The 25,893-nt window shown below is 63.2% G+C and carries 24 protein-coding genes; 8 read left to right on the forward strand and 16 right to left on the reverse strand.

Translation table 11 applies throughout. From position 1 onward, the window contains the following. Positions 1–24 precede the first annotated feature (24 nt). A complete protein-coding gene (locus SR858_RS07260; protein WP_040377840.1) occupies positions 25–900 on the reverse strand; it encodes a putative selenate ABC transporter substrate-binding protein in 876 nt (291 codons plus the stop codon). Between the two features lie 153 nt (positions 901–1,053). Between SR858_RS07260 and egtD the strand changes: the two genes are divergently transcribed. From egtD to SR858_RS07275, 3 genes are all read left to right on the forward strand, one after another. Further along, entirely contained in the window at positions 1,054–2,019 is a 966-nt protein-coding gene (egtD, locus tag SR858_RS07265; protein ID WP_019922082.1) for an L-histidine N(alpha)-methyltransferase, read from the forward strand. Positions 2,020–2,036: 17 nt separating this feature from the next. Further along, the gene (egtB, locus tag SR858_RS07270; RefSeq protein WP_154819898.1) at positions 2,037–3,296 is read left to right on the forward strand and encodes an ergothioneine biosynthesis protein EgtB; all 1,260 of its coding nucleotides are present in this window, start codon (positions 2,037–2,039) and stop codon (positions 3,294–3,296) included. Positions 3,297–3,444: 148 nt separating this feature from the next. Further along, on the forward strand, positions 3,445–4,017 hold the full coding sequence (locus tag SR858_RS07275) for a GNAT family N-acetyltransferase (protein WP_084669976.1): 573 nt from the start codon (positions 3,445–3,447) through the stop codon (positions 4,015–4,017). Between the two features lie 11 nt (positions 4,018–4,028). Here the strand turns inward: SR858_RS07275 and leuA are convergent, their stop codons facing one another. From leuA to senB, 4 genes are all read right to left on the reverse strand, one after another. Beyond that, positions 4,029–5,723, reverse strand: a complete 1,695-nt coding sequence (gene leuA / locus SR858_RS07280) for a 2-isopropylmalate synthase (protein WP_019922085.1) — start codon at positions 5,721–5,723, stop codon at positions 4,029–4,031. A 382-nt stretch (positions 5,724–6,105) separates the two neighbouring features. Continuing rightward, on the reverse strand, positions 6,106–6,603 hold the full coding sequence (locus SR858_RS07285; protein WP_019922086.1) for a DUF1993 family protein: 498 nt from the start codon (positions 6,601–6,603) through the stop codon (positions 6,106–6,108). A gap of 13 nt (positions 6,604–6,616) precedes the next feature. After that, positions 6,617–7,663, reverse strand: a complete 1,047-nt coding sequence (selD, locus tag SR858_RS07290; protein ID WP_019922087.1) for a selenide, water dikinase SelD — start codon at positions 7,661–7,663, stop codon at positions 6,617–6,619. Continuing rightward, positions 7,660–8,811, reverse strand: a complete 1,152-nt coding sequence (senB, locus tag SR858_RS07295; protein ID WP_019922088.1) for a selenoneine biosynthesis selenosugar synthase SenB — start codon at positions 8,809–8,811, stop codon at positions 7,660–7,662. The genes selD and senB overlap by 4 nt, the downstream gene beginning before the upstream one ends. A gap of 24 nt (positions 8,812–8,835) precedes the next feature. Between senB and senA the strand changes: the two genes are divergently transcribed. Next, complete coding sequence (gene senA, locus SR858_RS07300; protein ID WP_019922089.1) at positions 8,836–10,041, forward strand: selenoneine synthase SenA; 1,206 nt, start codon at positions 8,836–8,838, stop codon at positions 10,039–10,041. A 31-nt stretch (positions 10,042–10,072) separates the two neighbouring features. Here the strand turns inward: senA and SR858_RS07305 are convergent, their stop codons facing one another. The 5 genes from SR858_RS07305 to SR858_RS07325 all read right to left on the reverse strand — a co-directional run bounded on the left by SR858_RS07305 (position 10,073) and on the right by SR858_RS07325 (position 15,593). Beyond that, complete coding sequence (locus SR858_RS07305) at positions 10,073–11,305, reverse strand: malic enzyme (protein ID WP_019922090.1); 1,233 nt, start codon at positions 11,303–11,305, stop codon at positions 10,073–10,075. A gap of 99 nt (positions 11,306–11,404) precedes the next feature. Beyond that, positions 11,405–12,700: a Glu/Leu/Phe/Val family dehydrogenase gene (locus SR858_RS07310; protein ID WP_019922091.1), complete on the reverse strand. Its 1,296-nt coding sequence runs from the start codon at positions 12,698–12,700 to the stop codon at positions 11,405–11,407. A gap of 167 nt (positions 12,701–12,867) precedes the next feature. Continuing rightward, positions 12,868–13,830 (reverse strand): LysR substrate-binding domain-containing protein, encoded by a 963-nt coding sequence (locus SR858_RS07315; RefSeq protein ID WP_019922092.1) that lies wholly within the window; start codon positions 13,828–13,830, stop codon positions 12,868–12,870. Between the two features lie 9 nt (positions 13,831–13,839). Beyond that, on the reverse strand, positions 13,840–15,129 hold the full coding sequence (locus SR858_RS07320) for an MFS transporter (protein WP_019922093.1): 1,290 nt from the start codon (positions 15,127–15,129) through the stop codon (positions 13,840–13,842). A gap of 5 nt (positions 15,130–15,134) precedes the next feature. After that, positions 15,135–15,593 carry a MarR family winged helix-turn-helix transcriptional regulator gene (locus tag SR858_RS07325; RefSeq protein WP_322534514.1) on the reverse strand — a complete coding sequence of 153 codons (459 nt, stop codon included), beginning with the start codon at positions 15,591–15,593 and terminating at the stop codon, positions 15,135–15,137. A gap of 142 nt (positions 15,594–15,735) precedes the next feature. Between SR858_RS07325 and SR858_RS07330 the strand changes: the two genes are divergently transcribed. After that, on the forward strand, positions 15,736–16,941 hold the full coding sequence (locus tag SR858_RS07330; protein WP_026637331.1) for a cation:proton antiporter: 1,206 nt from the start codon (positions 15,736–15,738) through the stop codon (positions 16,939–16,941). 12 nt (positions 16,942–16,953) lie between these two features. Further along, positions 16,954–17,211 (forward strand): DUF3297 family protein, encoded by a 258-nt coding sequence (locus tag SR858_RS07335; RefSeq protein WP_019922096.1) that lies wholly within the window; start codon positions 16,954–16,956, stop codon positions 17,209–17,211. Positions 17,212–17,283: 72 nt separating this feature from the next. On the opposite strand, the gene SR858_RS07340 is transcribed toward SR858_RS07335, so the two are convergent. From SR858_RS07340 to SR858_RS07365, 6 genes are all read right to left on the reverse strand, one after another. Beyond that, positions 17,284–17,487, reverse strand: coding sequence for a hypothetical protein (locus SR858_RS07340; protein WP_322534515.1), 204 nt, complete (start codon positions 17,485–17,487; stop codon positions 17,284–17,286). 166 nt (positions 17,488–17,653) lie between these two features. Next, positions 17,654–18,889, reverse strand: a complete 1,236-nt coding sequence (locus SR858_RS07345) for an MFS transporter (RefSeq protein ID WP_019922098.1) — start codon at positions 18,887–18,889, stop codon at positions 17,654–17,656. A gap of 42 nt (positions 18,890–18,931) precedes the next feature. Next, positions 18,932–20,560: a retroviral-like aspartic protease family protein gene (locus SR858_RS07350; protein ID WP_322534516.1), complete on the reverse strand. Its 1,629-nt coding sequence runs from the start codon at positions 20,558–20,560 to the stop codon at positions 18,932–18,934. Between the two features lie 149 nt (positions 20,561–20,709). Beyond that, a complete protein-coding gene (locus SR858_RS07355; RefSeq protein ID WP_019922100.1) occupies positions 20,710–22,107 on the reverse strand; it encodes a DEAD/DEAH box helicase in 1,398 nt (465 codons plus the stop codon). Positions 22,108–22,481: 374 nt separating this feature from the next. Next, a complete protein-coding gene (fabI, locus tag SR858_RS07360) occupies positions 22,482–23,273 on the reverse strand; it encodes an enoyl-ACP reductase FabI (protein ID WP_019922101.1) in 792 nt (263 codons plus the stop codon). A gap of 210 nt (positions 23,274–23,483) precedes the next feature. Continuing rightward, positions 23,484–24,899 (reverse strand): transglycosylase SLT domain-containing protein, encoded by a 1,416-nt coding sequence (locus SR858_RS07365; RefSeq protein WP_019922102.1) that lies wholly within the window; start codon positions 24,897–24,899, stop codon positions 23,484–23,486. Between the two features lie 229 nt (positions 24,900–25,128). Between SR858_RS07365 and SR858_RS07370 the strand changes: the two genes are divergently transcribed. Next, positions 25,129–25,692: a DUF1415 domain-containing protein gene (locus tag SR858_RS07370; protein ID WP_019922103.1), complete on the forward strand. Its 564-nt coding sequence runs from the start codon at positions 25,129–25,131 to the stop codon at positions 25,690–25,692. Continuing rightward, positions 25,689–25,892 (forward strand): DUF1289 domain-containing protein, encoded by a 204-nt coding sequence (locus tag SR858_RS07375; protein WP_019922104.1) that lies wholly within the window; start codon positions 25,689–25,691, stop codon positions 25,890–25,892. The genes SR858_RS07370 and SR858_RS07375 overlap by 4 nt, the downstream gene beginning before the upstream one ends. Position 25,893 lies beyond the last annotated feature (1 nt).

Genomic DNA, 25,893 nt, shown 5'->3' on the forward strand with positions numbered 1-25,893 from the left:
GCAGGGCTGAGATAAAAGCTGGGATTACTTCTTCAGCAGGCCGGCGTTTTGCGCGGCAGCTTCGATGGCGATGTAATTTTCAGCCTTGGTCGGAATGAACTTCGATGCGCGTTGCAGGTCCATGATCACCTTGTCTTGCGGGTTCTTCGGATCGAGCGCCAGGAAGGCATCGGTCAGCTTTTTCTTGAGGTCCGCGTTCATGTCGGTGCGCACGGTCCAGTTGTAGTCGTAGTAGCCGGGGGTGGTGTAGAACACGCGCACCACGCTTGGGTCGACCTTCTTCTCGGCCACCAGCTTTTCCCAGACCGAGATGTTCAGTGCGCCGGCATCGACCTTGCCGCCGGCCACTGCCGCCACGGTGGAGTCGTGCTGGCCGGAGAAGGCGATGCGTTTCAGGTCGGTGTCCGGATTGATCTTGGCGGCCAGCAGGAACGAGCGCGGCATCAGGTGGCCCGAGGTGGACGATTCCGAACCGAAGGTGAAGGTGTGGCCTTTCAGGTCTTCCAGCTTGTTGATGTCTTTCTGGGTGGTGATGAACACCGAGCGGAATTTTTCATCTTCGGCGCGCTGCACCAGCGGCGTGACCTGGTTCTTGCTGCGCTCTTTGGCCTGCACGAAAGTGAAGCCGCCGAACCACACCATGTCCACTTTCTTGTTGATCAGCGCTTCCACCGAGGCGGCGTAATCGGTCACCGGGGTGAACTCGACCTTCATGCCGATTTTCTTTTCCAGGTAGTCGCCCAGCGGCTTGAACTTGCGCTGCAGCTCGGTCGGTGCTTCATCGGGAATCGCGGTGACGCGGAACACGCCGTTGGCCGATTGCGCCTGGGCGAATGCTGCGGTCACCAGTAAGCCGGCGGCCAGCACCGATTTCAAGGTGCGCAGGGAGGAAAATTTCATCATGGAAGGCCCTAAGGGTGAGTTGGGTGAAACGCCGCACAGTGTTTTTATGCGCGCCGCGAAAGAATGCGTATTCGGCTATGATAACAAAAAGTCGGCTCTTGCCTTGCAGCCTAGTGCAGACCGGCATTACCCCTAAAGGCAGAGCAATTTATGCAGACAACCCGCCCGGAGCATCCCGCGCGCGCCCACGGCAGCGCTGCGGTCATCGCGGAAATTTCCGCCGGCCTGTTGGCCCCCACCGCCCATACGTCCCCCAAGTTCCTGTACGACAGTCTCGGTTCGCGGCTGTTCGAAGCGATTTGTGAATTGCCCGAGTACTATCCCACCCGCACCGAAGCGGCGATCTTCGCGGCCCACGGCGCCGCCATGGCGCAGGACATCGGCACCGGCGTCTCGCTGATCGACCTGGGCGCGGGCAATTGCGCCAAGGCGGCCAGCCTGTTCCCGCTGCTGCAACCGGCGCAGTACGTGCCGGTCGATATCTCGCGCGACTTTCTCACCGAGTCGGTCACGCGCCTGCAACAGCGCTTTCCGCACATCGAGATGACCCCGCTGGGGCTCGACTTTTCCGGCGGCTTCGCGCTGCCCGACAGCGTGCGCTCCAGGCGCCGGCTGTTTTTCTACCCCGGCTCATCGATCGGCAATTTTTCACCGGAACAGGCGATCGCGTTTTTGCACGGCCTGCGCGCCAATGCCGGCGACGACGGCGGCCTGCTGATCGGCGTGGACCTGGTCAAAGACAGCGCGGTGCTCGACGCGGCATATGACGACGCCATCGGCGTCACCGCCGCGTTCAACCTGAACATGCTGCGCCACGTGAACCACCTGCTCGGCGCCGACTTCAATGTGCGCGACTGGCAGCACCACGCGTTTTTCAACCCGCACGAGAAGCGCATCGAAATGCACCTGGAGGCGCGCAGCGCCGTCACGGTGCGCTGGCAGAACCATGAGCGCCACTTCGCCAGCGGCGAACGCATCCACACCGAAGACAGTTACAAATACACGCGGCAGTCGTTCGTCAGCCTGCTCGAACAAGCGGGCTTTGCCACCAACCGCGTATGGACCGACGAGAACAACTGGTTTGCCGTGATCTACGCCCGCGTCATCCCCGACTGAGGAAATCCCTGATGGATATGCGCCAGCCGCAAGTAATTTACACGCAACCGGGTGACACGCAACCGAGCGATACGTCACTGGGCGACTTGCCCCTGGACGCACGCTACAGCGCGGTCCGGGCCCACACGCTGGCGCTGGCCGCGCCGCTCAGCGACGAGGACTGCGGCGCCCAGTCGATGCCCGACGCCAGCCCGGTCAAGTGGCACATGGCGCACACCACGTGGTTTTTCGAGACCTTCATCCTCGAGCGCATGGAGCCGGATTTTGCGCCATTCCATCCGGCGTTCCGGGTGCTGTTCAATTCGTATTACAACGGCGTGGGCGACAAGCATCCGCGCGCCCAGCGCGGCCTGCTCACCCGGCCCGCCATGGCGCAGGTGCGCGCCTACCGTCACGATGTCGATGCGCGCGTGGCGCGACTGCTGGCATCCGCACTCGATGCACAGCAGCGCGCGCAACTGGAACTGCTGGTCACGCTGGGACTGCAACACGAGCAGCAGCACCAAGAACTGATACTCACCGATGTCAAGCACCTTCTGGCGCAAAGCGCCTTGCTGCCTGCTTACCTCGATGCGCCGCGCCCCGCTGCGCCGCCGGCCGCGCCGTTGGCCTGGGTAGATATTGACGGCGGCCTGGCCGACATCGGCCATGCTGGGGACGGCTTTTGTTTCGATAACGAATTGCCGCGCCACAAGCAATACGTGGCGCCGTTCCAGTTGGCCTCGCGCCTGGTCACCAACGGCGAGTACCTGGCTTTTGTTGCCGCCGGCGGCTATTTCAATGCCGCGCTGTGGCTGGCCGAAGGCTGGGACTGGGTGCGCTCGCAGGGCTTGAAGTCGCCGTTCTACTGGCGCTGCGACGAGCAGGGCGCCTGGACCGAATTTACGCTGCACGGCGAGCAGCCGCTCGATCTCGAGCGTCCCGCGACCCACCTGTCGCTGTTTGAAGCCGATGCTTATGCGCACTGGGCCGGTGCGCGCCTGCCGACCGAAGCGGAGTGGGAAGTTGCAGCCGCGTCGGCGCAAAATTCGGAACTGCAACAGATGTTCGGCCACTGCTGGCAATGGACCAGCAGCAGCTATGCGCCATACCCCGGCTTCCAGGTCGCGCCCGGTGCGCTGGGCGAATACAACGGCAAGTTTATGTTGAACCAGTACGTGCTGCGCGGCTCGTCGTGCGCCACGCCGGACGGCCACGCGCGCGCTAGCTATCGCAACTTTTTCCCGGCCGGTGCACGCTGGCAGTTCACCGGCTTGCGGCTGGCGCGCCAGGCTTGACCACTGTATCACTCAAATTCACGAGTATTCTCACCAAGAGCGGGGCAACGCTCGATCTTTCGTGCCCGTTCGCTTGCTATTAGCAATCAGGTAAATGATAATTTAAACATCTTTTCAATCGCACTAATCATTTACTTTACTTCCTACCATGCCCATCCACATACGACGATTAACCCCGGCGGACTCTGCTGCCTTCCAGGCGCTGCGTCTTGCCGGCCTGCGCGAAACCCCCAACGCCTTCACCTCCAGCTACGAAGAGGAATGCAACACACCGTTGTCGGTCACGGAAGCCTATTTCGCGTCCGAAGCCGGCCGCAACCGCTTCGGCGCCTTTGACGGCGAGCGACTGGTCGGTATGGTGGGAGTGGGGCGCGAAGCGCAGATCAAGCTGCGCCACAAGGCTTTCATACGCGGTATGCAGGTCGATATGGCGTATCGCGGCACCGGCGTGGGACGCCAGCTGATGAACCAGGCGATGGAGTGTATTGCCACCATGGAAGGCGTGACCAAGGTCACGCTGGCGGTCACGGTGGGCAATGCGGCCGCGATCCACCTGTACGAGTCATTGGGCTTCAAGGTGTATGGCCGCGAGCACTGTGCGCTGATCGTCGATGGCGTGCCGTACGACGACATCCTGATGGACAAGAAGTTGACCAATGAAAATGACGAGAGCGATTTGCTCTCGTCAGTGGCATCGTCCGGCTTCGACCAGACGATCTGATCGCTGCCTGATCAGGCAGCGATGGCGGCCTTGGCCTGCGCTGCGTCGATGGCGTTCAACTGGCGGTTCACCGCGCTGAGCACCGCCTTGAACGACGCCGTCAGAATATTGCTGTCAGTGGCTGCGCCGAACAGCGTTGGACCGTTGGCCAGGCGCAGTTCCACATAGCACGCCGCCTTGGCGTTGGCGCCCGAGCCGATCGAATGCTCGTGGTAGTCCATCAGCTTGATGTCGAGGCCCAGTGCATCGACAAACGCGTCGATCGGACCGTTGCCGCCGCCTTTCAGGGCCAGCGCCGCATCGCGGTGGGTGAGGGCAATGTCGATCTGCACCGGCTCGTCGCTGGTGGTGTCTTCCACCATCTTGTGGGCGTTGTACGCGTACGGCTGGTTCTGCTCGAAGTATTCGCGGCTGAAGATCTCGTAGATGCCTTCGGCAGTGATTTCCAGGCCGGTCTGGTCGGCCACGGCTTGCACCGCGCGCGAGAACTCGATTTGCAGGCGGCGTGGCAACACCAGGCCATAGTCCTGCTCCAGCAGGTAGGCCATGCCGCCCTTGCCCGACTGGCTGTTGACGCGGATCACGGCATCGTAGCTGCGACCGAGGTCGGCCGGGTCGATCGGCAAGTACGGGATTTCCCACAGCGCGCCATCTTTTTGCTGCGCAAAACCTTTTTTGATCGCATCCTGGTGCGAACCGGAGAAGGCGGTGAACACCAGGTCGCCCACGTAAGGGTGGCGCGGGTGCACCGGCAACTGGTTGCACTCTTCCACGCACTTGCGCACTTCGTCGATGTCGGAGAAATCGAGGCCCGGGTGCACGCCTTGCGTGTACAGGTTGAGCGCCAGCGTGACCAGGTCGACGTTGCCGGTACGCTCGCCGTTACCGAACAGGCAGCCCTCGACGCGGTCGGCGCCAGCCATCACGGCCAGTTCGGCCGAAGCCACGGCAGTGCCACGGTCGTTGTGCGGGTGCACGCTGATGATCAGCGCGTCGCGGCGGGCCAGCTTGCGCGACATCCATTCGATCTGGTCGGCGTAGATGTTGGGGGTGCTGCACTCGACCGTCGAAGGCAGGTTGATGATCATTTTCTTTTGCGGCGTCGGCTCCCAGATGGCGGTGACGGCGTCGCAGATATGCTTGGAGAAATCGAGTTCGGTCGTGGAGAACGATTCCGGCGTGTACTCGAAACCCCAGTCGGTTTGTGGATGCTGCTTGATCAGTTCCTTGACCAGCTTGGTACCGGTGGTGGCGATATTGGTGATTTCTTCACGCGACATGCCGAACACCACTTTGCGGAACACCGGTGCTACCGAGTTGTACAGGTGGATGATGGCGCGCTTGGCGCCTGCAGCCGATTCCACGGTGCGGCGGATCAGTTCATCGCGCGACTGGGTCAGCACGATGATGGTGACGTCGTCGGGAATGCGGTTCTCTTCCACCAGGCGGCGCACGAAGTCGAAGTCGGTTTGCGACGCGGACGGGAAGCCCACTTCGATTTCCTTGAGACCCACCTTGATCAGGAGGTCGAAGAAGCGCAGCTTTTTCTCGATGCTCATCGGCTCGATCAGCGCCTGGTTGCCGTCACGCAGGTCGGTGCTCATCCAGATCGGCGGCTTGCTGATCACATTGTTAGGCCATTGACGATCCGACAACTGGATGGCGGGGAAGGCGCGATATTTCGCTGCTGGGTTCTGCAACATCATGGGGTGCTCCTGGGTCTCGAATTTTGAAAAGTGCTGTGCCAGCGGATGGCTGGCGCGGTGTGGCGGGCGGCTGCCGGGCGGCCACGGAACGCTAGGCCAGGCAACCGATCGGTAGCTTTAGCAATAGCTTAGCGAAAAAATCGCCAGTGCGGGATGGAGCATGGGTAGCCGTGGTCAACATCGGTGCAAACTTTCCTGGATTTGGGGAGACTGTGTGGCTTATGGCCGACACGGGTACAGCTGAACGCTAAATTAAGCGTGTGCAGGTAGGCGCGCTGCTAGCGATAGGGCGCTAGCCAACGGCAACAGGAAAGCGGATAGGTGCAGATGCGAAGTCATGCCCTAAATGTACGAGATTGCAAGCCCCGCTGTCAAGGATTTGTTACGCAGAATCGAACGAGAAGCAGGGTGGATACTGGTGGAAGCCGTCGAAATCGGCCTTGCCGATCGGCACCCCGGCCTGGCGCGCGATCGCGTACACCATCGAGTAATGGAAAAAGAAGTTGGGCACCGCATACAGCAAAAAGTACTCTTCGCTGTCGAGCGCCAGGCCTGCAAACCCGGCGGTGGTGGCAACGGGCCGCGCCGCCACGAGAAAATCCTCATCGGGAATCGCCGCCAGGTAAGCCACCGCGGCATCGAGCTGCGCGTGCACGCTGGCAAAACTGTCGTGGTCGGCGCCGAACGACACGATTTCCCGGCCCGCGAGCGGGCAGGTGCTGCGCAAGGTAAAACCGATGGCCGTGCGCGCCTGTTGCAGCAGCGGAAACATGGTCGGATGCAGCCGCGCGGTGCCAACGTCGGCATCGAACCGTTCGGCCACCAGCAGCAATTGCTTGAGCCGCGCCAGGTAATGCAGAAACAACTTCGTCGGCACCATGCCCGCTCCGTGTTTAGTTGACCGTCACGCGCGGCGCGCCGTCGGCCATGCGGCCGATGACAGCGGCTTCACCGAAGCCTTCGCGCGCAAACAGCGCCAGTACGTCGTCGACGCTGGCCGCGTCGCACGACACCAGCAGGCCGCCCGAGGTTTGCGGGTCGGTCAGCAGCGCGTGGCGCGCGGCCGAAATCCCCGGCGCCAGGTCGACGTCCTTGCCGTACGCCTCCCAGTTGCGGCCCGACGCGCCGGTGAAATAACCGTCGGCGGCCAGCTGCTCCACGCCCGGCAGCAGCGGAATGGCGTCCATGTCCAACTGCGCTTCGAGCTTGGCGCCGCGCGCCAGTTCCAGCAGGTGGCCCAGCAAACCGAAGCCGGTGACGTCGGTCATCGCGTGCACGCCGGCCATATCGGACAGCGCCTTGCCCGGCTTGTTGAGCTTGGTGGTATTGGCGATCATGGCGGCGTAGCCGTTCGCATCGAGCTGGTCTTTCTTGAGCGCGGCCGACAGCACGCCCACGCCCAGCGGCTTGCCCAGGATGAGCACATCGCCGGCGCGGGCGTCGGCATTGCGCTTGATTTTCGACGGGTGGATCAGGCCCATCACCACCAGGCCGTAGATCGGCTCGACCGAATCGATGGTGTGGCCGCCGGCGATCGGGATGCCCGCTTCGGCGCAGATCGATTCGCCGCCCTTGATGATCTGGCCGATGGTCTCCACCGGCAGCTTGTTGATCGGCATGCCGACCAGGGCCAGCGCCATGATCGGCGTGCCGCCCATCGCATACACGTCGGAGATGGCGTTGGTGGCGGCGATGCGGCCGAAGTCGTACGGATCGTCGACGATCGGCATGAAGAAATCGGTGGTGGCGATCAGCGCCTGCTCGTCGTTGAGCAGGTAGACGGCCGCGTCGTCGGCGGTTTCGATCCCGACCAGCAGTTCCTTCGGCACCGGGAAACCGCTGGAATTCTTGAGGATCTCGGACAGCACGCCGGGCGCGATCTTGCAGCCGCAGCCGCCGCCGTGCGAAAAGGAGGTCAGTTTGATAGCGTCGTTGCTCATGGTTTGTTTCCTTCTTGAGGGTTCAGCAGATTATCCACCAATGCGAGCAATGCTGCCCGCTCGGCCGCTGGCGCGAACAAGGGCGCGCGCGCGGCGCACTGTTCGCGCAGCAGCTGGTGGAAACGGGGTTCTTCGATGGTGCGGTCGATCAGGCGCGCCAGCGCGGCGGCGTCGCCGGGCGGGAAGTAGCCGGCATAGTCGTCCCCCAGCATGCCGCGGTTGCCGTTGATGTCGCTCGCCAGCACCGGTACGCCGGCCGTCACCGCTTCGATGATGACGTTGGCGCCGCCTTCCATGTGCGAGGTAAGCGCCATCGCGTGGCAGCGTTTCAGGCGCTGGCGGGTGGCGGCATGGGCCATGGCGCCCAGCCAGCGGTAGCGCGGCTGCTGCGCAGCGGTTGCCTGCGCGGCCGCGGCCAGCTCCGGTTCCAGTACCCCGCCGATATGGACCAGGCGTGCGGCCGGCGCCCGCACCAGTTGCGCCGCGCGCATGAAGGTGAGCGGATCTTTTTCATGGCGCAGGTGGCCTACCATGGCGATGTCGAACCGGCGGCGCGCCGTGGCGGGCACCGGCGCGAGCGCGGTGGCGGACTGGTAGATCACGTGGGCGCCGGCGCGCAGCGCCTCGGGCAGCAGCATGCGGCCGGCCGGCTGCAGCAGCACCAGCGCGGTGGCCTGCACCAGCGCGCGCTGGGCGTCGGCGTCGACCGCGATGTCGCGATAGAGGTCGGTGCCGGTCAGCAGCAGCACGGAAGGGCGGTCGGGCCAGGCGCGCGTCCACGCGTCGAGCGATGGCGCCGAGCGGCGCGCGTGCAGCGCGATCAGCAGGTCGGGGGGCGGCGCGTCACGGCCTGGCGTCGCGCCGGTGGCCGTGGTGGTCACCAGTCCGGCGGCCTGTGCCTCGGCAGCAGCAGTAGTGGCGCTGGCGCCGGCACCGGCATGTGCCTCGGCAGCAGCAGTGGCTTCGGCGCCGGCATTGGCGTGGGCAGCAGCCGCGCCAGCGGCGCGTGCCGCCGGCCACTGCTGCGCCAGCGTCACCCGGTAATGTGCGCGCAAAAACCTGGCCCAGCGGCTGGCGCTCTGCCAGTTGCCGTTGTTGGCGCCCGCCGCAGCGGGGCCGACGATCCAGATATGCTGTCGTGGCTTCAAAGATTTTCCCGTTACAATCGCCGCATGAATACCAGCCCCTGTTCGTTCCGGACCGCCACGCCGCAGCAGCTCGCGCAGTCACTCCGACTGGCACGCGATTATACGCTGCGGCTGTTCGACTGCCTTGCCGCCGCCGGCATGGATGCGCCCGCGCGCGTGCCTTACCTGCGCACGATTAATCCGCCACTGTGGGAAATCGGCCACACGGCCTGGTTTGCCGAATGGTTCATCCTGCGCGAGGCCACGTCCAGCCATCCGGCCGACGGCAACGGCAGCTGCCTGCTCACGCGCGGCGATGACTGGTTCGACTCGGCGCTGGTGCCGCACCGCAGCCGCTGGACGCTCGACCTGCCGCCTCCCGCGCAGCTGAAAACCTATTGTCGCGAAGTGCTCGACCGGGTGCTCGACAAGCTCGCGCGCGAACCCGATACCGACGCCGCGCTGTACCCATACCGGCTGGCGCTGGCGCACGAGGACATGCATGGCGAAGCATTGCTCTACACCTTGCAGACGCTGGGGCTGGCCGCGCCGCCAGGCGTCGTGCCGGCCGCACCGGAACAACGTGGTTATGCGCCGTCGGAGATCGGCTTTGCCGGCGCCACGTTCGAGCTGGGCGCCAACGGCCCCGGCTTTGTCTTCGACAACGAGCGCCAGGCGCACCGGTTCGACATCGCGCCGTTCGCCATCGACAGCACGCTGGTGACCAACGACCAATTTGCCGCTTTTGTCGACGATGGCGGCTACGACCATCGCCAGTTCTGGAACCGGGAAGGCGCCGACTGGCTGCTGCGCCAGGAGCGCAGCGCGCCGCGCTACTGGCACCGCGACGGCGCGCAGTGGCGCACCGTGCGCTTCGGACAGGCGGCAGACCTCGACGGCGCCGAGCCGGTACGCCACATCACCCTGCACGAAGCACTGGCTTATTGTGCGTGGGCAGGACGGCGTTTGCCGAGCGAAGCGCAATGGGAGTTTGCTGCATTGTCGGGCCACCCGGCGTTTCGCTGGGGCCAGTTGTGGGAATGGACGGCTACGCCGTTCGAGCCGTACCCGGGCTTCGCGGCGGACCGGTACCGCGAGTATTCGCAGCCGTGGTTTTCCAGCCACCAGGTGCTGCGCGGTGCGTCGTTTGCCACGCCTGCGCGCTTTATCTCGCCGCGCTACCGCAATTTTTATACGCCGGAGCGCGACGACATGTTCGCGGGACTGCGCACCTGCGCCTTGCCGCGCTGAGCGGCGCCAAGGGCAGGTGGTATGGTGAAGATCAGATCAGCGATTCGCCCAGTTCCACCAGGTCGTCCGCGTATTCCGATTCGATCAGCTCTTTACGGGCCACGCCGCTGCGATACGCTGCGGTGGCGATTTTCGGCGTGACGCCGCGCAGCAGGCGCGGGTCCAGCAGACCTGGCACCACGTAGTCCTTGCCGAAGCGGGCATCGCTGCGGGCCATGTCGGCCAGGGCCACCACGCAGGCGCGCTTCATTTCCTGGTTGATGGTCGAGGCGCCGCAATCGAGCGCCGCGCGGAACAGGTAAGGGAAGCACAGCGCGTTGTTGATCTGGTTCGGGTAGTCCGAGCGGCCGGTGGCGATGATGGCGTCGGGCGCCACTTCGCGCACCAGTTCCGGGCGCAGTTCCGGCTCCGGGTTGGCCAGCGTGAAGACGATCGGGTGCGGGTTCATGGCGACGATGTCGGCCTGCGACAGCACGCCCGGACCGGATACGCCGAGGAACACGTCGGCGCCTTCCATCACTTGCGACAGCGTGGTGAATGGTGTATCGCGCGCCCATGCGGCCTTCTCGCCGTCGAGCGGACGCACGGTGGACAGCACGCCCTTGCTGTCGCAAACAAAAATATTGTGTTTTTGCGCGCCCAGGTCCACCAGCAGTTCCAGGCAGGCCATGGCCGCGGCGCCGGCGCCCGAGCACACGATCTTGACGGTGGCGATATCGCGGCCGGTCATTTCGATGGCGTTGAGCATGCCGGCGCCCACGACGATGGCGGTGCCGTGCTGGTCGTCATGGAAGACGGGAATCGACAGGCGCTCGCGCAGCTTGCGTTCGATGTAGAAGCACTCGGGCGCCTTGATGTCTTCGAGGTTGATGCCGCCGAAAGTAGGGTGCAGCGAGGCGATGATGTCCACCAGCTTGTCGGGATCGGCTTCGTCGATCTCGATGTCGAAGGCGTCGATGCCGGCGAACTTCTTGAACAGGACCACTTTGCCTTCCATGACCGGCTTGCCGGCCAGCGCGCCGATGTTACCGAGACCCAGCACGGCGGAACCGTTGGTGATCACGCCCACCAGGTTGCGCTTGGCGGTGTATTCATAGGCCTTGGCCGGCTCGCGGGCGATTTCCATGCACGGCGCAGCCACGCCCGGCGAGTAGGCCAGCGCCAGGTCTTCCTGGGTGGCGACGCTCTTGGTCACTTCGATGGCGATCTTGCCGGCGCGGCCGGCACGGTGATATGCGAGGGCCTTCTGTTCAATGGTGCTCATGGTTTCCTTATCGTGTATGTATAAATTATTATGTTTAAAGCGAAAAACGCCTGCACGGGCGTGAACCGGTGCAGGCGCAATGTGACGCTGTTCGTTACATCAAGGGTACAGGCCGCGAACTTCGCGGGCCTGCAGCACCCGAGTGCAGGCAAGAATGAAGGTCGCGGTGCGCAGCGTTACCTTCTTCTCCTGCGACACGGCCCATACCGACTTGAAGGCGTCTTGCATGATGTGCGTCAGGCGGGCGTTGATTTCGTCCTCGCTCCAGAAGAAGCTCGAGAAGTCCTGTACCCATTCGAAGTATGACACAGTTACGCCGCCGGCGTTAGCCAGCACATCGGGCACGATCAGCACGTCCTTGTCGGTCAGGATGTCGTCCGCTTCCGGCGTGGTCGGGCCGTTGGCGCCTTCCAGGATGATCTTGGTGCGGATGCGCGGTGCGTTTTCCGCCGTGATCTGCTGTTCCAGTGCAGCCGGAATCAGGATGTCGGACTCGATACCCCAGAACGCGTCGCGGTCCAGGAAGGCTTCGGCGCCGGGGAAGCCGGTCACGCTGCCCGCTTCGGCCACGTGCTTGTGCAATTGGGCGATATCGAGGCCGCCTTCGTTGACGACGGTGCCGGTATGGTCCTGCACCGCGATGACCTTGGCGCCGGCGTCCGCAAACATGGTGGCGGCCACGCCGCCCACGTTACCGAAGCCCTGGATGGCGACCCGGGCGCCTTCGATGGCCACGCCGCGCTGTGCTGCCGCTTCGCGGCCCACCACGAATACGCCACGGCCGGTCGCTTCGCGCCGGCCCAGCGAGCCACCGAGCGAGATCGGCTTGCCGGTCACCACGCCGGTGGACAGGTTACCTTCGATCATGGCGTACGAGTCCATCATCCAGGCCATTACCTGTTCGTTGGTGTTGACGTCGGGCGCCGGGATGTCCTTGTTTGGTCCGATGATCAGGCTGATTTCGCTGGTGTAGCGGCGCGTGAGGCGCTGCAGTTCGCCGCGCGACAGGGTTTTCGGATCGACGCGGATACCGCCCTTGGCGCCGCCGTAGGGCACGTTGACCGCTGCATTTTTCACCGTCATCCACGCCGACAATGCCATCACTTCCGACAGCGTCACATCCTGGTGGAAGCGCACGCCGCCCTTGCCCGGACCACGCGACATATTGTGCTGCACACGGTAACCCTCGTAGTGCGAGATGGTGCCGTCGTCACGTTCGATCGGCACATCGACCGTCAGGATGCGCTTGGGGCGCTTGAGGGTTTCCACCCAGCGCGACAGCGAGCCGAGATGCGGCGTCACGCGGTCGATCTGCTGCAGGTAGACGCCCCATGGACCCAGGTCGTCGGGATTGAGGTAGGAAGGCAATACGTGCTGCTGGTGCGCGGTGGTCATGCGTGTGCTCCTGTGGATTCGTCAAGAATTCGTTATATTGGAACCGGGCTTGTGGCGTTGTTCCAGTGTGTCGAATCATAGGACTGCGCCGCAGGAGCGGCCAATGCCGTCTGCGCATCCGGTTATGCAAAAGACGCATAGTTACATTATTTTTACTATTTTTGAGGTTATCGCTCCGAGGCCGGCACGCGCCGGCGCGGCGCCTTGTCGTTCTGGCGCTGTTCGAGGAAATCCCACAGGCGCCCCACGATGGCCTTGCCGCGCCGCTGGGCCGACGGGCGTTCGCGGTACAGGCGGATATCCATCTCGATCTCCCAATCGGCGCTGTTGTTGTCGGCCCGCGCCAGCTGCTTTTGTTTGAGTTCACGGGTGACCGCCGACTCGGGTAAAAATGCGATGCCCCGGCCCTCCAACGCCATCATTTTCAGGCCTTCGGCCATGTCGGTTTCGTAGTGGGGTTCCAGGTGCAGCGGCGGCTTGGCGTCGCCGAGGATCAGTTCCACCATGCGGCCCAGGTAGGCGTTGTTGGTGTACGAGAGGAACGGCAGCGGCGCCTTGCGGGTGCCGGGCAGCACGAATTCCGGCACGCGGTTCTTGTCGCAGCGGGCGTAGGCGCGCAGCGATTCGCGGCCCAGCACCAGCATGTCGTAGCGCGACGGGTCGAGCTGCACCGGCTGGCGCGGATGGTGATAGCACAGCAGCAGGTCGCAGCCGCCTTCCACCAGTTGCAGCACGGCGTCGTGGACGTTGACCGCCATCAGGCGGCTGTTGATTGGCGCAAAATCGGCTTCCAGCGCGGTGAGCCACTTGGGCACGAACGTGAGCGACAGCGTGTGCGGCACGGCCAGGTCGATGCTGTTCTGCGCGGCCGCGCGCTTGGAGCGCAGCATGTCGCGCGCGCCGTTGATTTGCGCCAGCATCTCCAGCGCCTGTTCGTAGAACACGATGCCGGCCGGGGTCAGGCGGGTGGGATACGACGTGCGGTCCACGAGATCCGTGCCGAGCCAGTTTTCCAGCGACTGGATGCGGCGCGAGAATGCCGGTTGCGTCACATGGCGCAGCGCCGCCGAGCGGCTGAAGTTATTGGTCTCCACCAGCGAGATGAAGTCTTCGAGCCATTTGGTTTCCATGCAAAGTCCTTAGTGCGGTTGCGGCGTATCGTTAAGCGGCGCGGCCGTGATGGCGCGCATGGGCGTGAGCAGCCAGGCCAGCGCCGCAAACACCACCAGTATGATGCCACCGCCGACGAACAATTGCGACAGCGAGATCAGCGTCAGCAGCCATCCGGTACCCGCCGCCGACAGCGGCGCCAGTCCCATGAAGATGAACATGAAGATGCTCATGGCGCGGCCCATCATGGCCGGCGCTACCCGGCGCTGGATCCAGGTGAACACGCCGATCTGCATATAGCCAGACACGGCGCCGATGGCCAGCATCGGCAGCACCGCCTGCCACAGCGTGCCGGCGGCGCCGAGCGGCATCACCAGCAGCCCGACCAGCGCATCGGCCGCCAGGATGGTGCTGCCGAACGTGAGCAGCGTTATCCGGTCGCCGGCCTTGGCAGCGATGCCCATGCCCAGCAAGGTGCCGGCGCCGTTGGCGCCCATCAGCAGCCCGAGCGTGGACGCACCGTGCAGTGCGCCAGCCAGCACCGGCACCGCCACCTGCATGGCGCCGCCGATGAACAGCGCCACCACGCCCCAGTAGATGAAGCACAGGCGCATCGGCTGATCGTCCCACACCATGCGCAGCCCCGCGCCCACGGCGCGCAGCACCGGCTCCGGCGCAGCGGTGGAAGCTGCCGGCGCGGCGATCAGCGCCACCCGCGACAGCGTCCATGCGGACAGCAAAAAGCTGGCGGCATCGAGGCCGAATGCCAGCGCCAGCCCCGCCGGCTCGGCGCCAGCGCCGCCACTGCCCAGCGCCAGTACCCCGGCCGCCAGTAGCGGCCCGGCCAGCATCGACAACTGGCGCAGTCCCATCAGCATGCCGTTGGCCGCCTGCAGATGCTCCGCCGGCACTGCCTGCGGCAAGATCGACGTTCCGGCCGGAATGCCGAATGCCTGCGCCAGGCCCAGGCCGAACGCCAGCGCATAGAGCAGCGCCAGCGGCACGTGCCGGTCCAGCAGCAGTGCCGATGCCAGCAGTGCCAGCAAGGCCGCGTTGGCGTACTTGCTGAGCATGAGCACGCGCTTGGGTGAGTGGCGGTCCACCAGCGCGCCGCCAAGCAGGATGAATACCGCGCGCGGTATGCTCATCAGGGCGATAGACAGACCGAGCGCCAGCGGGTCGCCGGTGAGCGACAGCACCAGCCATGGCAGGGCGATCATGGTCAGCTGGTCACCCAGCATGGAGATTGCGCCGCCGCGCAGCAGCCAGCGGAAATTGAGGTTGCCCATCAGGGCGCTACGCGGTTTGCCGGTACTCATCGGTGTCAGGAATTGGACGCGTTCATGCCGGCGATCAGGCCCAGCGCGGTGCTCATTTCGCTCAACTGCGCCGGCGGGCAGCTGCGCAGCAAGTCACGGCTGATCTGCTCGGCGACCACCACCGCGTTGTCCAGCAGTTCGCGCCCGGTGGGGGTGATGGCGGCATACGCCACGCGGGCGTCGCGCGGGTCTTGCTGGCGTTCGACCAGGCCGATTTTTTCCAGCGGCAGCAGGGTACGGGTGACGCCGGAGGCGGTCAGGCCCTGGCGCTCGGCCAGGTCCACCCGGCGCAGGCGGCCGCCCGGTGCGCGGCTCAGGTAGTGCAGCAGCATGAAGTCGCCAAAGCTGATGCCGTGGTAGCCGCCCAACACCTGGTCGAGCCGGCGTACCAGCGTGGCTTGCGCGCGGGCCAGGCGCAGGGTGAATTCCAGGCCGGGCGCCACTGGCGGATTGTCGTGTTCCATCACATGCTCCTTGATGTGGTTGTCCATTCCTTGAATATTACTTGATTAATGCTTGAGTAAGCAAGTAATTATTTGTTTATCCCTCAGCCCGAGATGGCTATGATAACGTTTTCATAAACATATAAAATCCGGGGACACCACCATGCACATGGGTACTACCGAAATTTTCCTGATCGCAATGCTGTTGATTTTTGCCGTGCCCTACCTGATCTGGCGCGTGGGCGGCACCGACTACTACGCGCCGCTGGTAATCGTGCAGATCATCACCGGCGTGATCCTCGGGCCCGGCATCCTCGGCCGCGCCTATCCCGAGTACTACACCTTCGTGTTCAATCCGCAGGTGGTGCAATCGCTTAACGGCATCGCCTGGTGGGCGGTGATGATATTCGTGATGCTGGCCGGGATCGAACTCGATCTGAAAAAGGCCTGGGAGCACCGCCGCGAGAGCACGGTTACCGCCAGCCTGGCGCTGGGCACGCCGCTGCTGTTCGGTTGCATCGCCGCGGCCGGCATGCTGGGCTTTGCCGGCTGGATCGGTCCGAAGGCGCAGTCGTGGCAGTTCGTGCTGGGCGTGGGCATGGCGTGCGCCGTGACGGCGCTGCCGATCCTGATTTTGCTGATGGAAAAGCTCGAGATCCTGCGCGAGAACATCGGCCAGCGCATCCTGCGCTACGCCAGCCTCGACGACATTGCCATCTGGGCGGTGCTGGCCGTGATCATGCTCGACTGGGACCGCGTGACACGCCAGCTGGGTTTCATCGGGGTGTTCATCGTCGCCACCCGGCTGTTCCGCATGTTGATGGCCAGGCTCGAGGAGCGCGACCGCTGGTTTGTCGCGCTGATCTGGCTGGTGGCGGTATCGTTCGCGGCCGACTGGGCCGGCTTGCACTACATGGTGGGCGCATTCCTGGCCGGCGCCGTGATGGATGCACACTGGTTCGCCCAGCAGCGGCTGGACTTCATGCGCCAGACCGTCCTGATCACGATCATGCCCGTGTACTTCCTCAGCGCGGGCCTGCGCACCAACTGGGCGGTGGGCGGATCGGCCGTGTTCATCGCGGCGGCAGTGCTGCTGGCGGCGTCGTTGTCGGGCAAGCTGATCGGCACCCACATCGCCGGCCGTATCCTGAAATGGGGGCCGGGCGAAGCGTCCATCATCGGCTGGCTGTTGCAGACCAAGGCGCTGATCATGATCATCTTTTCCAACATCCTGCTCGACAAGGGCCTGATTACCAACGAGACCTTTACCGCGCTGCTGCTGATGGCCATTGCCAGCACCATGCTGACGGTGCCGATGGTGTATCCGAAATTGCGGCGCGCGGCGCAGTTGATCGTTAAAACCAGCTGATATAATTATGGGATGAACGAACCTATCCAAACCCCACAACAGCCTGCGCTGCCAGATCGCCTGTCGATCGACCCGCGCAGCCCGCACCACGTTGCCGCCGTGTTCGAACACGAAGTTGGCATCACCTTCAACGGCAAAGAACGCATGGATGTCGACGAGTACTGCATCAGCGAAGGCTGGATCAAAGTCCCGGCCGGCAAGGCAGTCGATCGCCGCGGCAACCCGATGCTGATCAAGCTCAAAGGCGTGGTCACCGCGTTTTACAAGTAAGCGGATACTGCTTATTCAAAAAGCCACCTCGGGCAACCGCAGGTGGCTTTTTTCATTCCAGGGGGCCCGTTGCTAGTTAGCCAGCGGCTGCTTCGGCGGCACGTCGCGCAGCTTGTCGAGCATTTGCAGCGTATTCGGCTGCAAATTCATGATGCCGTGATAGGCGCAATACTCGCAAAACGCTTCTTCAGGGCTCATGGCGATAATCGTCGCATCCGAGTGGCCACGGCGGCGCAGGGCGCGCAGGCAGGCTGCATCCATATTCCTGGGGTTCATGCACTTACTCCATTTCGAGATATTAGTTAATCGTCTAATGTCCAGAATTATAAATGAAATAGTGCCACATAGAAACTTTATTGAACTTTTTTATATGTGATTTGAATGTAGTAAAACTCTGGGCATATTTGATCATGCGGCAGGAGTGTGCGTTAGCGCACATCAGCTACGGCCGTGCCGGGGCGCGCTGGTCGAGCATGCGCACCAGTACCAGCGATCCGAGCGACGTCGCCACCATCAAATAGCCGATCACATCGAAGTGTTGCAGGCGCCCATCGGCGCCCTGGCTGACGACATGTCCGGCCACCACGGACGCCACACCGCCGGCCAGTTGCTGCAGCGACGCGCTGATGGCGTTGAAGGCGCCACGCTGGGTGGGCGGCGGGATCGAGGCTGCCAGCGCCTGGAACGGGATCATGCGCGAGAAAATCCCCACGAACATGATGGCGTTGAGCACGATCAGCACCGGCAGCGAAATCCGCGGCAGGTGGGTATAAATCACCACGGTAACGATCGAGACGATGGTACCGAACAAAAACACCGGGAACTTGCCGCGCCTGTCGGCGATACGGCCGATCATCGGCCCGGCAAAGATGGTGCAAATGCCGGTGACCAGGTACACGGTGGGCAAATGCTGCATGTCGATGCCGAGGTTGTTGACGATGTAGGCGCTGCTGAACGGCATCAGCATGAAGCCGCCCATGGTCAGCAAGGCGGTGGTGGCAAAAGCCAGCAGGTGGTGCGGCACTTTGACCGTGTGATACAGGTGCATCCAGGGGCTGTGTTCCTGCGGCTTGTCCAGGTGGGCATTGACCGGCTCCATCTGCCACGCCACCACCAGGCCACCGACCAGGCCGAAAGCGGCCAGCGCCAGGAACGGCACATGCCAGTCCCAGTGGTTGGACAGATAAATGCTGATCGGGATGCCGAGCACCTGGCTGGCGGCAAACGCGGTCTGGATCAGCCCCATCACGCGGCCCCGCATGGAAGGTGCGAACAGGTCGGTGGCAATTGCCAGCACCACGGACCCGATCACGCCGCCAAACAAGCCGGTCACCACGCGCGCGATCACCAGCGCCTCGAAACTCTGCGCCAGCCCGCACCACACGGTGCCGAGGATAAAGCCCGAGTAAAAGAACAGCAGCAGTTTTTTGCGGTCGTAACGGTCGGCAAATCCAGCCGTGAGCAAGCCGGAAATGCCGGCGCTGAATGCGTAGGCCGACACCACCAGGCCGAATTCGGCGGGACCGATGGCAAGCGCCGGCATGATCACCGCGCCCAGTGGCGACATGATCATGAAGTCGAGGATCACGGCAAACTGCAGGAAGGCGAGCAGGGCGACGACGATTTTCTGGTAGCGCGAGAACGCTGGGGTTGCTGGCGATTTTATTGTTGTTGGCATGGCTGGCTTGGTTAAATGCTTGGGTAAATACTTGATTAAGTGCTAGTTGGTGGCGTCGACCTTATTGCTCGAGCTGGCCGAATGGGGAGTAAGGTACAGCTTGCCGCCCTGGTAGTCGAACACGATGTCGAGCTGGCGCAGGATGCCGTTGCTGATGTTGCCGGCAATCGCGGTGCCAGTCGTGCCATTGAGCAGACCGCCGGCGTGGGTCGCCAGTTCCAGCGTGGGATCGGCGATGCGCACATCGCCGATTTCAAACAGTTTGCCTTGCGTGGCCAGCACCCGGCTCTTGCCGCCGATGCCTTGCGCGGTTTGCACCACGTCGCCGGCGCCGTATTTGGCCACCAGGCCGTGGCGTTCCACGAACGACTGGTTCAGCGTGAGCGAATAGTCGCTGCCGGTGTCGATGGTAAACATCCCGGGCAAGCCATCGAGCTTGGCCGCCACTTGCGGCGTGCGGTCGTGGAAGGTGAGCGGGATGGCCGTGGCCGCGCCGCGATAAACGAAATCCCTGGGATCGTAAAACGTGATCTGGCGCGCCGCATAGTCGATGCGGGTGGGCGTGAGCGACAGCCATTCGTAGCCGATGGTGCCGTCGATGGGCAGGTTGTCGAGCGTGGGGCTGGTAAAGAATGCCTGCTGGTTCAGGGTCAGGCCGGCCAGGCCGATCTGGTTGATGGTGGTGAGCATGCCGCGCTCGCTTTGCGGTCCCATGCCGGACAATACGGCTACGCCCTGCACGGGCAACTGCAAGCGCCGGTGCAGCCTGTTGCTGATGACGTTGCGCGCGCCAGTGTCGAGGATGAAGCGGAATGGTCCCTGGCCGTTCAAAGTCATCGCGACGCAGATGTGCGCCTGGCACGGCTCGAACGGTATCGTTACCGACCGCCGGCCGGCGCCGAAGCCGTCGATGGCAGCCGGCGCCGGCAGCGTGAAGTCGAGTTGCGCGGCAGGGCGGTTCAGCACCATGCTGGTCACGCGCAGCACGTCTTCATCGCGCTGGTCACGACCGTCGCGCGTGCGTTCCTCGAACGGCATGATGACCTTGTCCACCCGGCGGAAATCGCGGTAATCGACGGTGAGCAGTTTGCCATCGACGACTTCCTGGCGCCGCTCCACGCGGCCGGTGGCGGTGTTGATCCAGAAGTCGAACGCTGCGCCGCGCTGCGGCGTCACCTGTACCACGGTGTAATCGACGCCGCCGTGCCGGCGCGGCCCGCGCAGTTCCAGCTTGCTTGCCTTGCCATTGCCGCGCGCGAACCACCAGCCGTACGATTGCCGGCGCAGGTACTGTTCGGGATTGGGCGCAGCGGCGTCGAGCTTTTCCACGCGGCCCATGCGCTGCTGCCAGAAATCGCGCCCGTCCGAGCGCGACATCTGCCGCGCCACTGCCGACGACGGAATCCGCTGCGCGTAACGGCCGCTGACGAAATCAAGGTCGCTGCTGCCGGCTTCCTCGTGATCGTCATTACCCGTATTGCCGCCATTGCCACCATAGCTGCGCACGAACTGCGTCTGCAGCGTGGTGACGGTGCGCCAGGCCTCGCCACCCACGGCCACGCGTGCTTGCGCCATCAATGCCTGTGCAGTGGGCGCCGCCGTGGCGGAGGGCAGGGCGGCAACTGCCAGCCACAGTGCGCCGGCAAGCCGGAAAAGAGTACGGGCAGTCAACGATAAAACTTTCGGTAGAGGACGGGATGAGACATGCATGGTAGCCCAAAAGCACCTCCACGCGTAAGCAACCGCGCGCCTAAATAAAAACGGCCACCGGATCGCTCCGGTGGCCATGTTTTAATACCTAGTCAGCTGGCAAATCGCGATTAACGATCGCCGTAGCTGCGACGGGCGCCGTCGGTGCTGCGCGGGTTGCTACCCTTGTAGCCGCCGCCCGAGCCTTCCTTGCGTGGTGCGTTAGGATTGCTGAAGCTGCGTTGGCCCGGCTTGGCGCCGCCACGGTTGTCGCCTGGTTTCCAGCCGCCTGGACGCGAGGTCGAGCGTGGCGCCATGCCCGATTTCTTTGGCTCGTAGCCCTCGACCACGTTCACCGGGATCAGCTGCTTGGTGAAGCGTTCGATGCGCTTGACGTTCATGCCTTCGGCATGGTTGACCAGCGAGATCGCCCGGCCGTTGCGACCGGCGCGGCCGGTACGGCCGATGCGGTGGACGTAGTCTTCCGGGAACTTCGGCAGATCGTAGTTGAACACGTGGGTGATCGTCGGCACGTCGATACCGCGGGCGGCAACGTCGGTAGCGATCAGGATCTTCACCTGGCCGCGACGCAGGCTGTCGAGCGTGCGGTTACGGGCGCCCTGGTGCATGTCGCCATGCAGTGCGGCAGCCGAGAAGCCGGCGATGTTCAGGCGGTCGGCGATGGTGTCGGCGTCACGCTTGGTGGCGGTGAAAACAACTGCCTGGTCGAGCGACTCGTCGCGCAGCAGGTGGTCCAGCAGGCGGTTCTTGTGCGACAGGTCGTCGACGAAGTGCACCGTCTGGGTGATGTTTTCGTGCTTGTTGGCAGCGCTGATGATCTGGATGACCTGCGGATCCTTGGTGATGCGGCGAGCCATATTGCCCACGACGCCGTCCAGGGTGGCCGAGAACAACATGGTCTGGCGCGTCGATGGGGTCGCTTCAACGATTTTTTCGATGTCGTCGATGAAACCCATGTCCAGCATGCGGTCGGCTTCGTCCAGCACCAGGATTTCCAGTTGCGAGAAGTCGATCTTGCCCGATTCCATGTGGTCGATCAGGCGGCCAGGGGTGGCCACCAGGATTTCAGGATTCTTGGCCAGCAGTTGCATCTGCTTAGGGTAAGGCATGCCGCCCAGGATCGAGACGGCCTTGATACGGCGCAGGTTGACGCTGTACTTGTCGGTGTTGGTGGTCACTTGCAGGGCCAGTTCGCGGGTAGGCGTGAGCACCAGCATTTTTGGCTGGGCGGCCTTGAAGCGCGGACGCTCGCCACGGGCGCGGGCTGCCTGCATTTCCTGGTTAGGCGTTTTGCCGGCAGCTGCCGGCTCGGATGCGAATAAACGGTGCAGCGACGGCAGCATGAATGCTGCGGTCTTGCCGGAACCGGTTTGCGAGGATACCAACAAGTCCTTGCCTGCGATGGCCGCAGGAATAGCCTGCTGCTGAACCGGGGTCGGCGCGGTGTAGCCGGAATCGGTCAGGGCTTTAATGATGGACGTGTTGAGACCAAGTGCTTCAAATGTCATGCTGTTCTTTCGTAAAAATCTGCGTTCACGCTTGAGCGGAACGCGAAATAGCAACGCCTACCAAAACGAAATGACTCAATCAAAATCGAAAGAAATTTCGGCACAAAAGCTTTGCGCCGGGACGGTGTCAGGTGCGACACCAGAGGCGGGAGGGCTTTAGCGACATCAGGATGATGCGCAAGGGCTGCGTAGCTGCTAATAAATCCTGGCTGAACAATCGGCGCCGCTGCTTGATTTGCGACGCGCTCATTGCAGCGCACAAACAGGACTATACAGCAGTTAGGGCGGTCTGTACAGGTGCACAGTATAAACGAGGCCGGGGGCGCTTCGAAAAGCGCCCCCGGCCGGTGCTGCGAACGATTTTTAGAGCAAGATTACAGGTAATCTTCCGCGTTCAGACCCATCACGTGCGAGAAGCCGCCGTCAACGTAGGTGATCTCGCCGGTGATGCCCGAGGCCAGGTCCGACAGCATGAAGGCGGCGGTATTGCCCACTTCGTCGATGGTGACGTTGCGGCGCAGCGGCGCGTGCGACGAGGCAAAGCCGAGCAGCTTGCCGAAGTCCTTGATGCCCGAAGCGGCCAGGGTCTTGATCGGGCCGGCCGAAATGCCGTTGGCGCGGATACCCTTTTTGCCCAGGTTCTCGGCCAGGTAGCGTACCGACGCTTCCAGCGAGGCCTTGGCCAGGCCCATGGTGTTGTAGTACGGGATGGCGCGGATGGCGCCCAGGTACGACAGGGTCAGCAGCGACGAACCTTCTTTGAGCAGCGGCAGGGCAGCCTTGGCCATCGCCGGGAAGCTGTAGGCCGAGATGTCGTGGGCCACGCGGAAGTTCTCGCGGGTCAGGCCGTCGAGGAATTCGCCGGCGATCGCTTCGCGCGGGGCGAAGCCGATGGCGTGGACCAGGCCGTCCAGGTGCGACCAGTTCTTGCCCAGGTCGGCGAACAGCGCGTCGATTTGCTCGTCGCTGCCGACGTCGCAGTCGAACACCAGCTTGCTGTCGAATTCGGCGGCGAATTCGGTGATGCGGTCTTTAAAACGTTCACCAACGTAGGTGAATGCCAGTTCGGCGCCTTCGCGGTGGCAAGCCTTGGCGATACCGTAAGCGATGGAACGGTTCGACAGCAAACCAGTGATGAGGATTTTTTTGCCTTGCAGGAACGCCATAATGACTCCAATTGCGACTGCGCCCCCGTGCTGGCTCAGAGCCTGCAGGGCGACGGCAGTGGGGGGTTGTTTTGTACTGTGTGGTTGGCTATTGCCGGACACGCAAGTCCGAGATTGTAGGGCGTGTCTGCCGCGACTGCAAGAATTCTTCACAGGCCGCGCACCGGCGCGCGGCCTGCTGCCTCAATGTAGCTACTCGGTTGTCGTTAATTAATTGCTTTTTTTGCGGTTCCTGGTTTTGATCGAGTCGCGCGAGACGCGCGCCTTGACCAGCGACACCGGGCCGGACTTGCTGCCGGCATTGGCGCCGGCGCGCTTGTAGCCCGACTTGCTGACAGTGCGCTCGGGCTCGAAGGCCACGGTGGCGTTGTCGGCCACTTCGGGCGCGATGTCGGTGTAAGTGCCGGTGGCGATTTTCGGCACCAGGATGGTGGAGCCGGCTTTCAGCAGCGAACGCTGCGGCAGGTTGTTGGCCTGGCGGATCACGTCCGGCGTGGTGTGGAAGCGCGACGCAAGCGAGCTGATGTTCTCTTTGGCGCTGGTAATCTTGTGCACGGTCCAGGTGGACAATTCCTTGCCCCACTGCGCCAGGTTCAGGTGGAACTTGTCGGCGTTTTCCTTGGGCAGCAGGATCTTGGTCTGTTCGTCGCCGGTGATCACCGGGCGCTTGAATTGCGGGTTCAGGGCCTTGAATTCGTCGATCGACAATTCCGCCAGTTGCGCAGCAATGGTCATGTCGATATCGCTGGTCTTGTCCACCGCCGTAAAGTAGGGCGTGTTGTCGATGATCGGCAGGCTCACCCGGTACTGGCTCGGATTGCCGATGATGTTCTTCATCGCTTGCAGCTTGGGCACGTATTCGCGCGTCTCGGTCGGCATCAGCGGCGACAGGCTCTCGAAATCGGTGGGCTTGCCGGCGGCGCGGTTGCGGGCCACGGCGCGCTGCACCGAGCCTTCGCCCCAGTTGTAGGCGGCCAGCGCCAGTTGCCAGTCGCCGAACATGTCGTTCAGGCGCTGCAGGTAGGTGAGGGCGGCATCGGTCGATTCCATCACGCCACGGCGCTCGTCCTTGAACGCATCCTGCTTGAGGTTGAAGTCGCGGCCGGTGCCCGGCACGAACTGCCACATGCCGGCAGCGTTGGCGCGCGACAGCGCTTGCGGGTTGAAGCCCGATTCGATGAACGGCAGCAGCGCCAGCTCGGTCGGCATGCCGCGCTTTTCCAGTTCGCTCACCACGTAGAACAGGTACAGCGAGGCGCGCGCGCTGGTGCTGGCGATGTGGTCGGGGCGGGTGCTGAGCCAGGTGGTGTGGCGGGTGACCAGTTCGCTGTTCAGGTCAGGGATGGCGTAACCGCTGCGGATGCGGCCCCAGAGATCTTTTTCGTGGTACTCATCATCGGCGCGGGCAGGCTTGCTGGCCTTGAGCGAGACGGCGATGTCGGAGATGGAGGTTTTCGGCAGGGAGGGCAGGGTGCTGAGCGATGCAGCGGCGGCAGTAATGGGTGTCAGGACGTGGGCGTCGTCGAGGTCGTGTTCGAGGGCATGGCTGGCAAACGGCGCCAGCAGGGCCAGGAACGCGGCCAGGGCCGCTGCGGAGTGACAGTTGTTACGGTTGCGTGCTTGCATAGTTTTCCATTGCTGTTGTTGAACCAACATCGAGTGGACCATGAAATAAACGTGGAGTGTACGAAGCTCGTCGATGCGCGTCAAGGATTATGTCAATCACGTGACTTCATTATAAGGAATAGTTGCCGGTAGATAAGGATGTGATCGAAGCAAAATGCATGAAGTATCGGTCGTCTCCAAGAGTGCGTACAATCTCGTCTTTGCATAGTTTGAAACAAGGAATCGCCCCATGAGTACCTCCGCCCCCGCCCTCGATCACGACGCTGTCGTTGCCGACACCGTTCACTGGCTGGAAAAGGCCGTAATTGGCTTGAACCTGTGTCCGTTCGCCAAGGCAGTCCACATCAAGAAACAGGTGCGCTACGTGGTGAGCGAGGCGACCACGCCGGAAGCGCTGCTGGAAAAGCTGATGGAAGAGCTCGAACACCTGGCAGAAGCAGACCCGGCAAAGCTCGACACCACGCTGATCATCCACCCGCATGTGCTGAAAGACTTCGAGGATTACAACGAGTTCCTCGACGTGGCCGATGCCGCGCTGGAAGACATGGACCTCGACGGCATCCTGCAGGTGGCCAGCTTCCACCCGGACTACCAGTTCGCCGACACCGACAAGAACGACATCGAGAACTACACCAACCGCACCCCGTATCCCACCTTGCACCTGCTGCGCGAAGAGAGCATCGACCGCGCGGTGGAAGCGTTCCCGGAAGCGTCCGAGATTTTCGAGAAGAACATGGACACCATCCGCGCGCTGGGCCACGATGGCTGGGACAAGCTGATGGACAAGGCATGAGCGCAGGCAGCAATGACGACCTGCCCGAACGCCCGGACACGCCGTGCGTGGCCGTGTGCTCGACCACGTTCGACGACGTGTGCCGCGGGTGCGGGCGCACCGTGGTCGAAGTGGCGCACTGGGTATCGATGACGGCCGAGCAGAAAGAGCTGGTCTGGCAACGCATCCTGGCGCAGGGCTACCCGCGCCGGAACAAATAAA

The sequence above is a fragment of the Duganella zoogloeoides genome, from assembly GCF_034479515.1.
GTDB lineage: Bacteria > Pseudomonadota > Gammaproteobacteria > Burkholderiales > Burkholderiaceae_D > Rugamonas > Rugamonas zoogloeoides.

Excerpts from the sequence above, each read along its gene's own strand:
- SR858_RS07345 (WP_019922098.1), bottom strand. The coding sequence starts at position 18,889 with ATGCCAACAACAATAAAATCGCCAGCAACCCCAGCGTTCTCGCGCTAC.
- egtB (WP_154819898.1), top strand. The coding sequence starts at position 2,037 with ATGCGCCAGCCGCAAGTAATTTACACGCAACCGGGTGACACGCAACCG.
- SR858_RS07305 (WP_019922090.1), bottom strand. The coding sequence starts at position 11,305 with ATGAGCACCATTGAACAGAAGGCCCTCGCATATCACCGTGCCGGCCGC.
- SR858_RS07320 (WP_019922093.1), bottom strand. The coding sequence starts at position 15,129 with ATGAGTACCGGCAAACCGCGTAGCGCCCTGATGGGCAACCTCAATTTC.
- SR858_RS07355 (WP_019922100.1), bottom strand. The coding sequence starts at position 22,107 with ATGACATTTGAAGCACTTGGTCTCAACACGTCCATCATTAAAGCCCTG.
- SR858_RS07315 (WP_019922092.1), bottom strand. The coding sequence starts at position 13,830 with ATGGAAACCAAATGGCTCGAAGACTTCATCTCGCTGGTGGAGACCAAT.
- SR858_RS07335 (WP_019922096.1), top strand. The coding sequence starts at position 16,954 with ATGAACGAACCTATCCAAACCCCACAACAGCCTGCGCTGCCAGATCGC.
- SR858_RS07340 (WP_322534515.1), bottom strand. The coding sequence starts at position 17,487 with ATGAACCCCAGGAATATGGATGCAGCCTGCCTGCGCGCCCTGCGCCGC.
- fabI (WP_019922101.1), bottom strand. The coding sequence starts at position 23,273 with ATGGCGTTCCTGCAAGGCAAAAAAATCCTCATCACTGGTTTGCTGTCG.
- SR858_RS07370 (WP_019922103.1), top strand. The coding sequence starts at position 25,129 with ATGAGTACCTCCGCCCCCGCCCTCGATCACGACGCTGTCGTTGCCGAC.
- SR858_RS07310 (WP_019922091.1), bottom strand. The coding sequence starts at position 12,700 with ATGACCACCGCGCACCAGCAGCACGTATTGCCTTCCTACCTCAATCCC.
- SR858_RS07375 (WP_019922104.1), top strand. The coding sequence starts at position 25,689 with ATGAGCGCAGGCAGCAATGACGACCTGCCCGAACGCCCGGACACGCCG.
- egtD (WP_019922082.1), top strand. The coding sequence starts at position 1,054 with ATGCAGACAACCCGCCCGGAGCATCCCGCGCGCGCCCACGGCAGCGCT.
- SR858_RS07325 (WP_322534514.1), bottom strand. The coding sequence starts at position 15,593 with ATGGAACACGACAATCCGCCAGTGGCGCCCGGCCTGGAATTCACCCTG.
- selD (WP_019922087.1), bottom strand. The coding sequence starts at position 7,663 with ATGAGCAACGACGCTATCAAACTGACCTCCTTTTCGCACGGCGGCGGC.
- SR858_RS07285 (WP_019922086.1), bottom strand. The coding sequence starts at position 6,603 with ATGGTGCCGACGAAGTTGTTTCTGCATTACCTGGCGCGGCTCAAGCAA.
- SR858_RS07260 (WP_040377840.1), bottom strand. The coding sequence starts at position 900 with ATGAAATTTTCCTCCCTGCGCACCTTGAAATCGGTGCTGGCCGCCGGC.
- SR858_RS07365 (WP_019922102.1), bottom strand. The coding sequence starts at position 24,899 with ATGCAAGCACGCAACCGTAACAACTGTCACTCCGCAGCGGCCCTGGCC.
- senA (WP_019922089.1), top strand. The coding sequence starts at position 8,836 with ATGAATACCAGCCCCTGTTCGTTCCGGACCGCCACGCCGCAGCAGCTC.
- SR858_RS07275 (WP_084669976.1), top strand. The coding sequence starts at position 3,445 with ATGCCCATCCACATACGACGATTAACCCCGGCGGACTCTGCTGCCTTC.
- SR858_RS07330 (WP_026637331.1), top strand. The coding sequence starts at position 15,736 with ATGCACATGGGTACTACCGAAATTTTCCTGATCGCAATGCTGTTGATT.
- leuA (WP_019922085.1), bottom strand. The coding sequence starts at position 5,723 with ATGATGTTGCAGAACCCAGCAGCGAAATATCGCGCCTTCCCCGCCATC.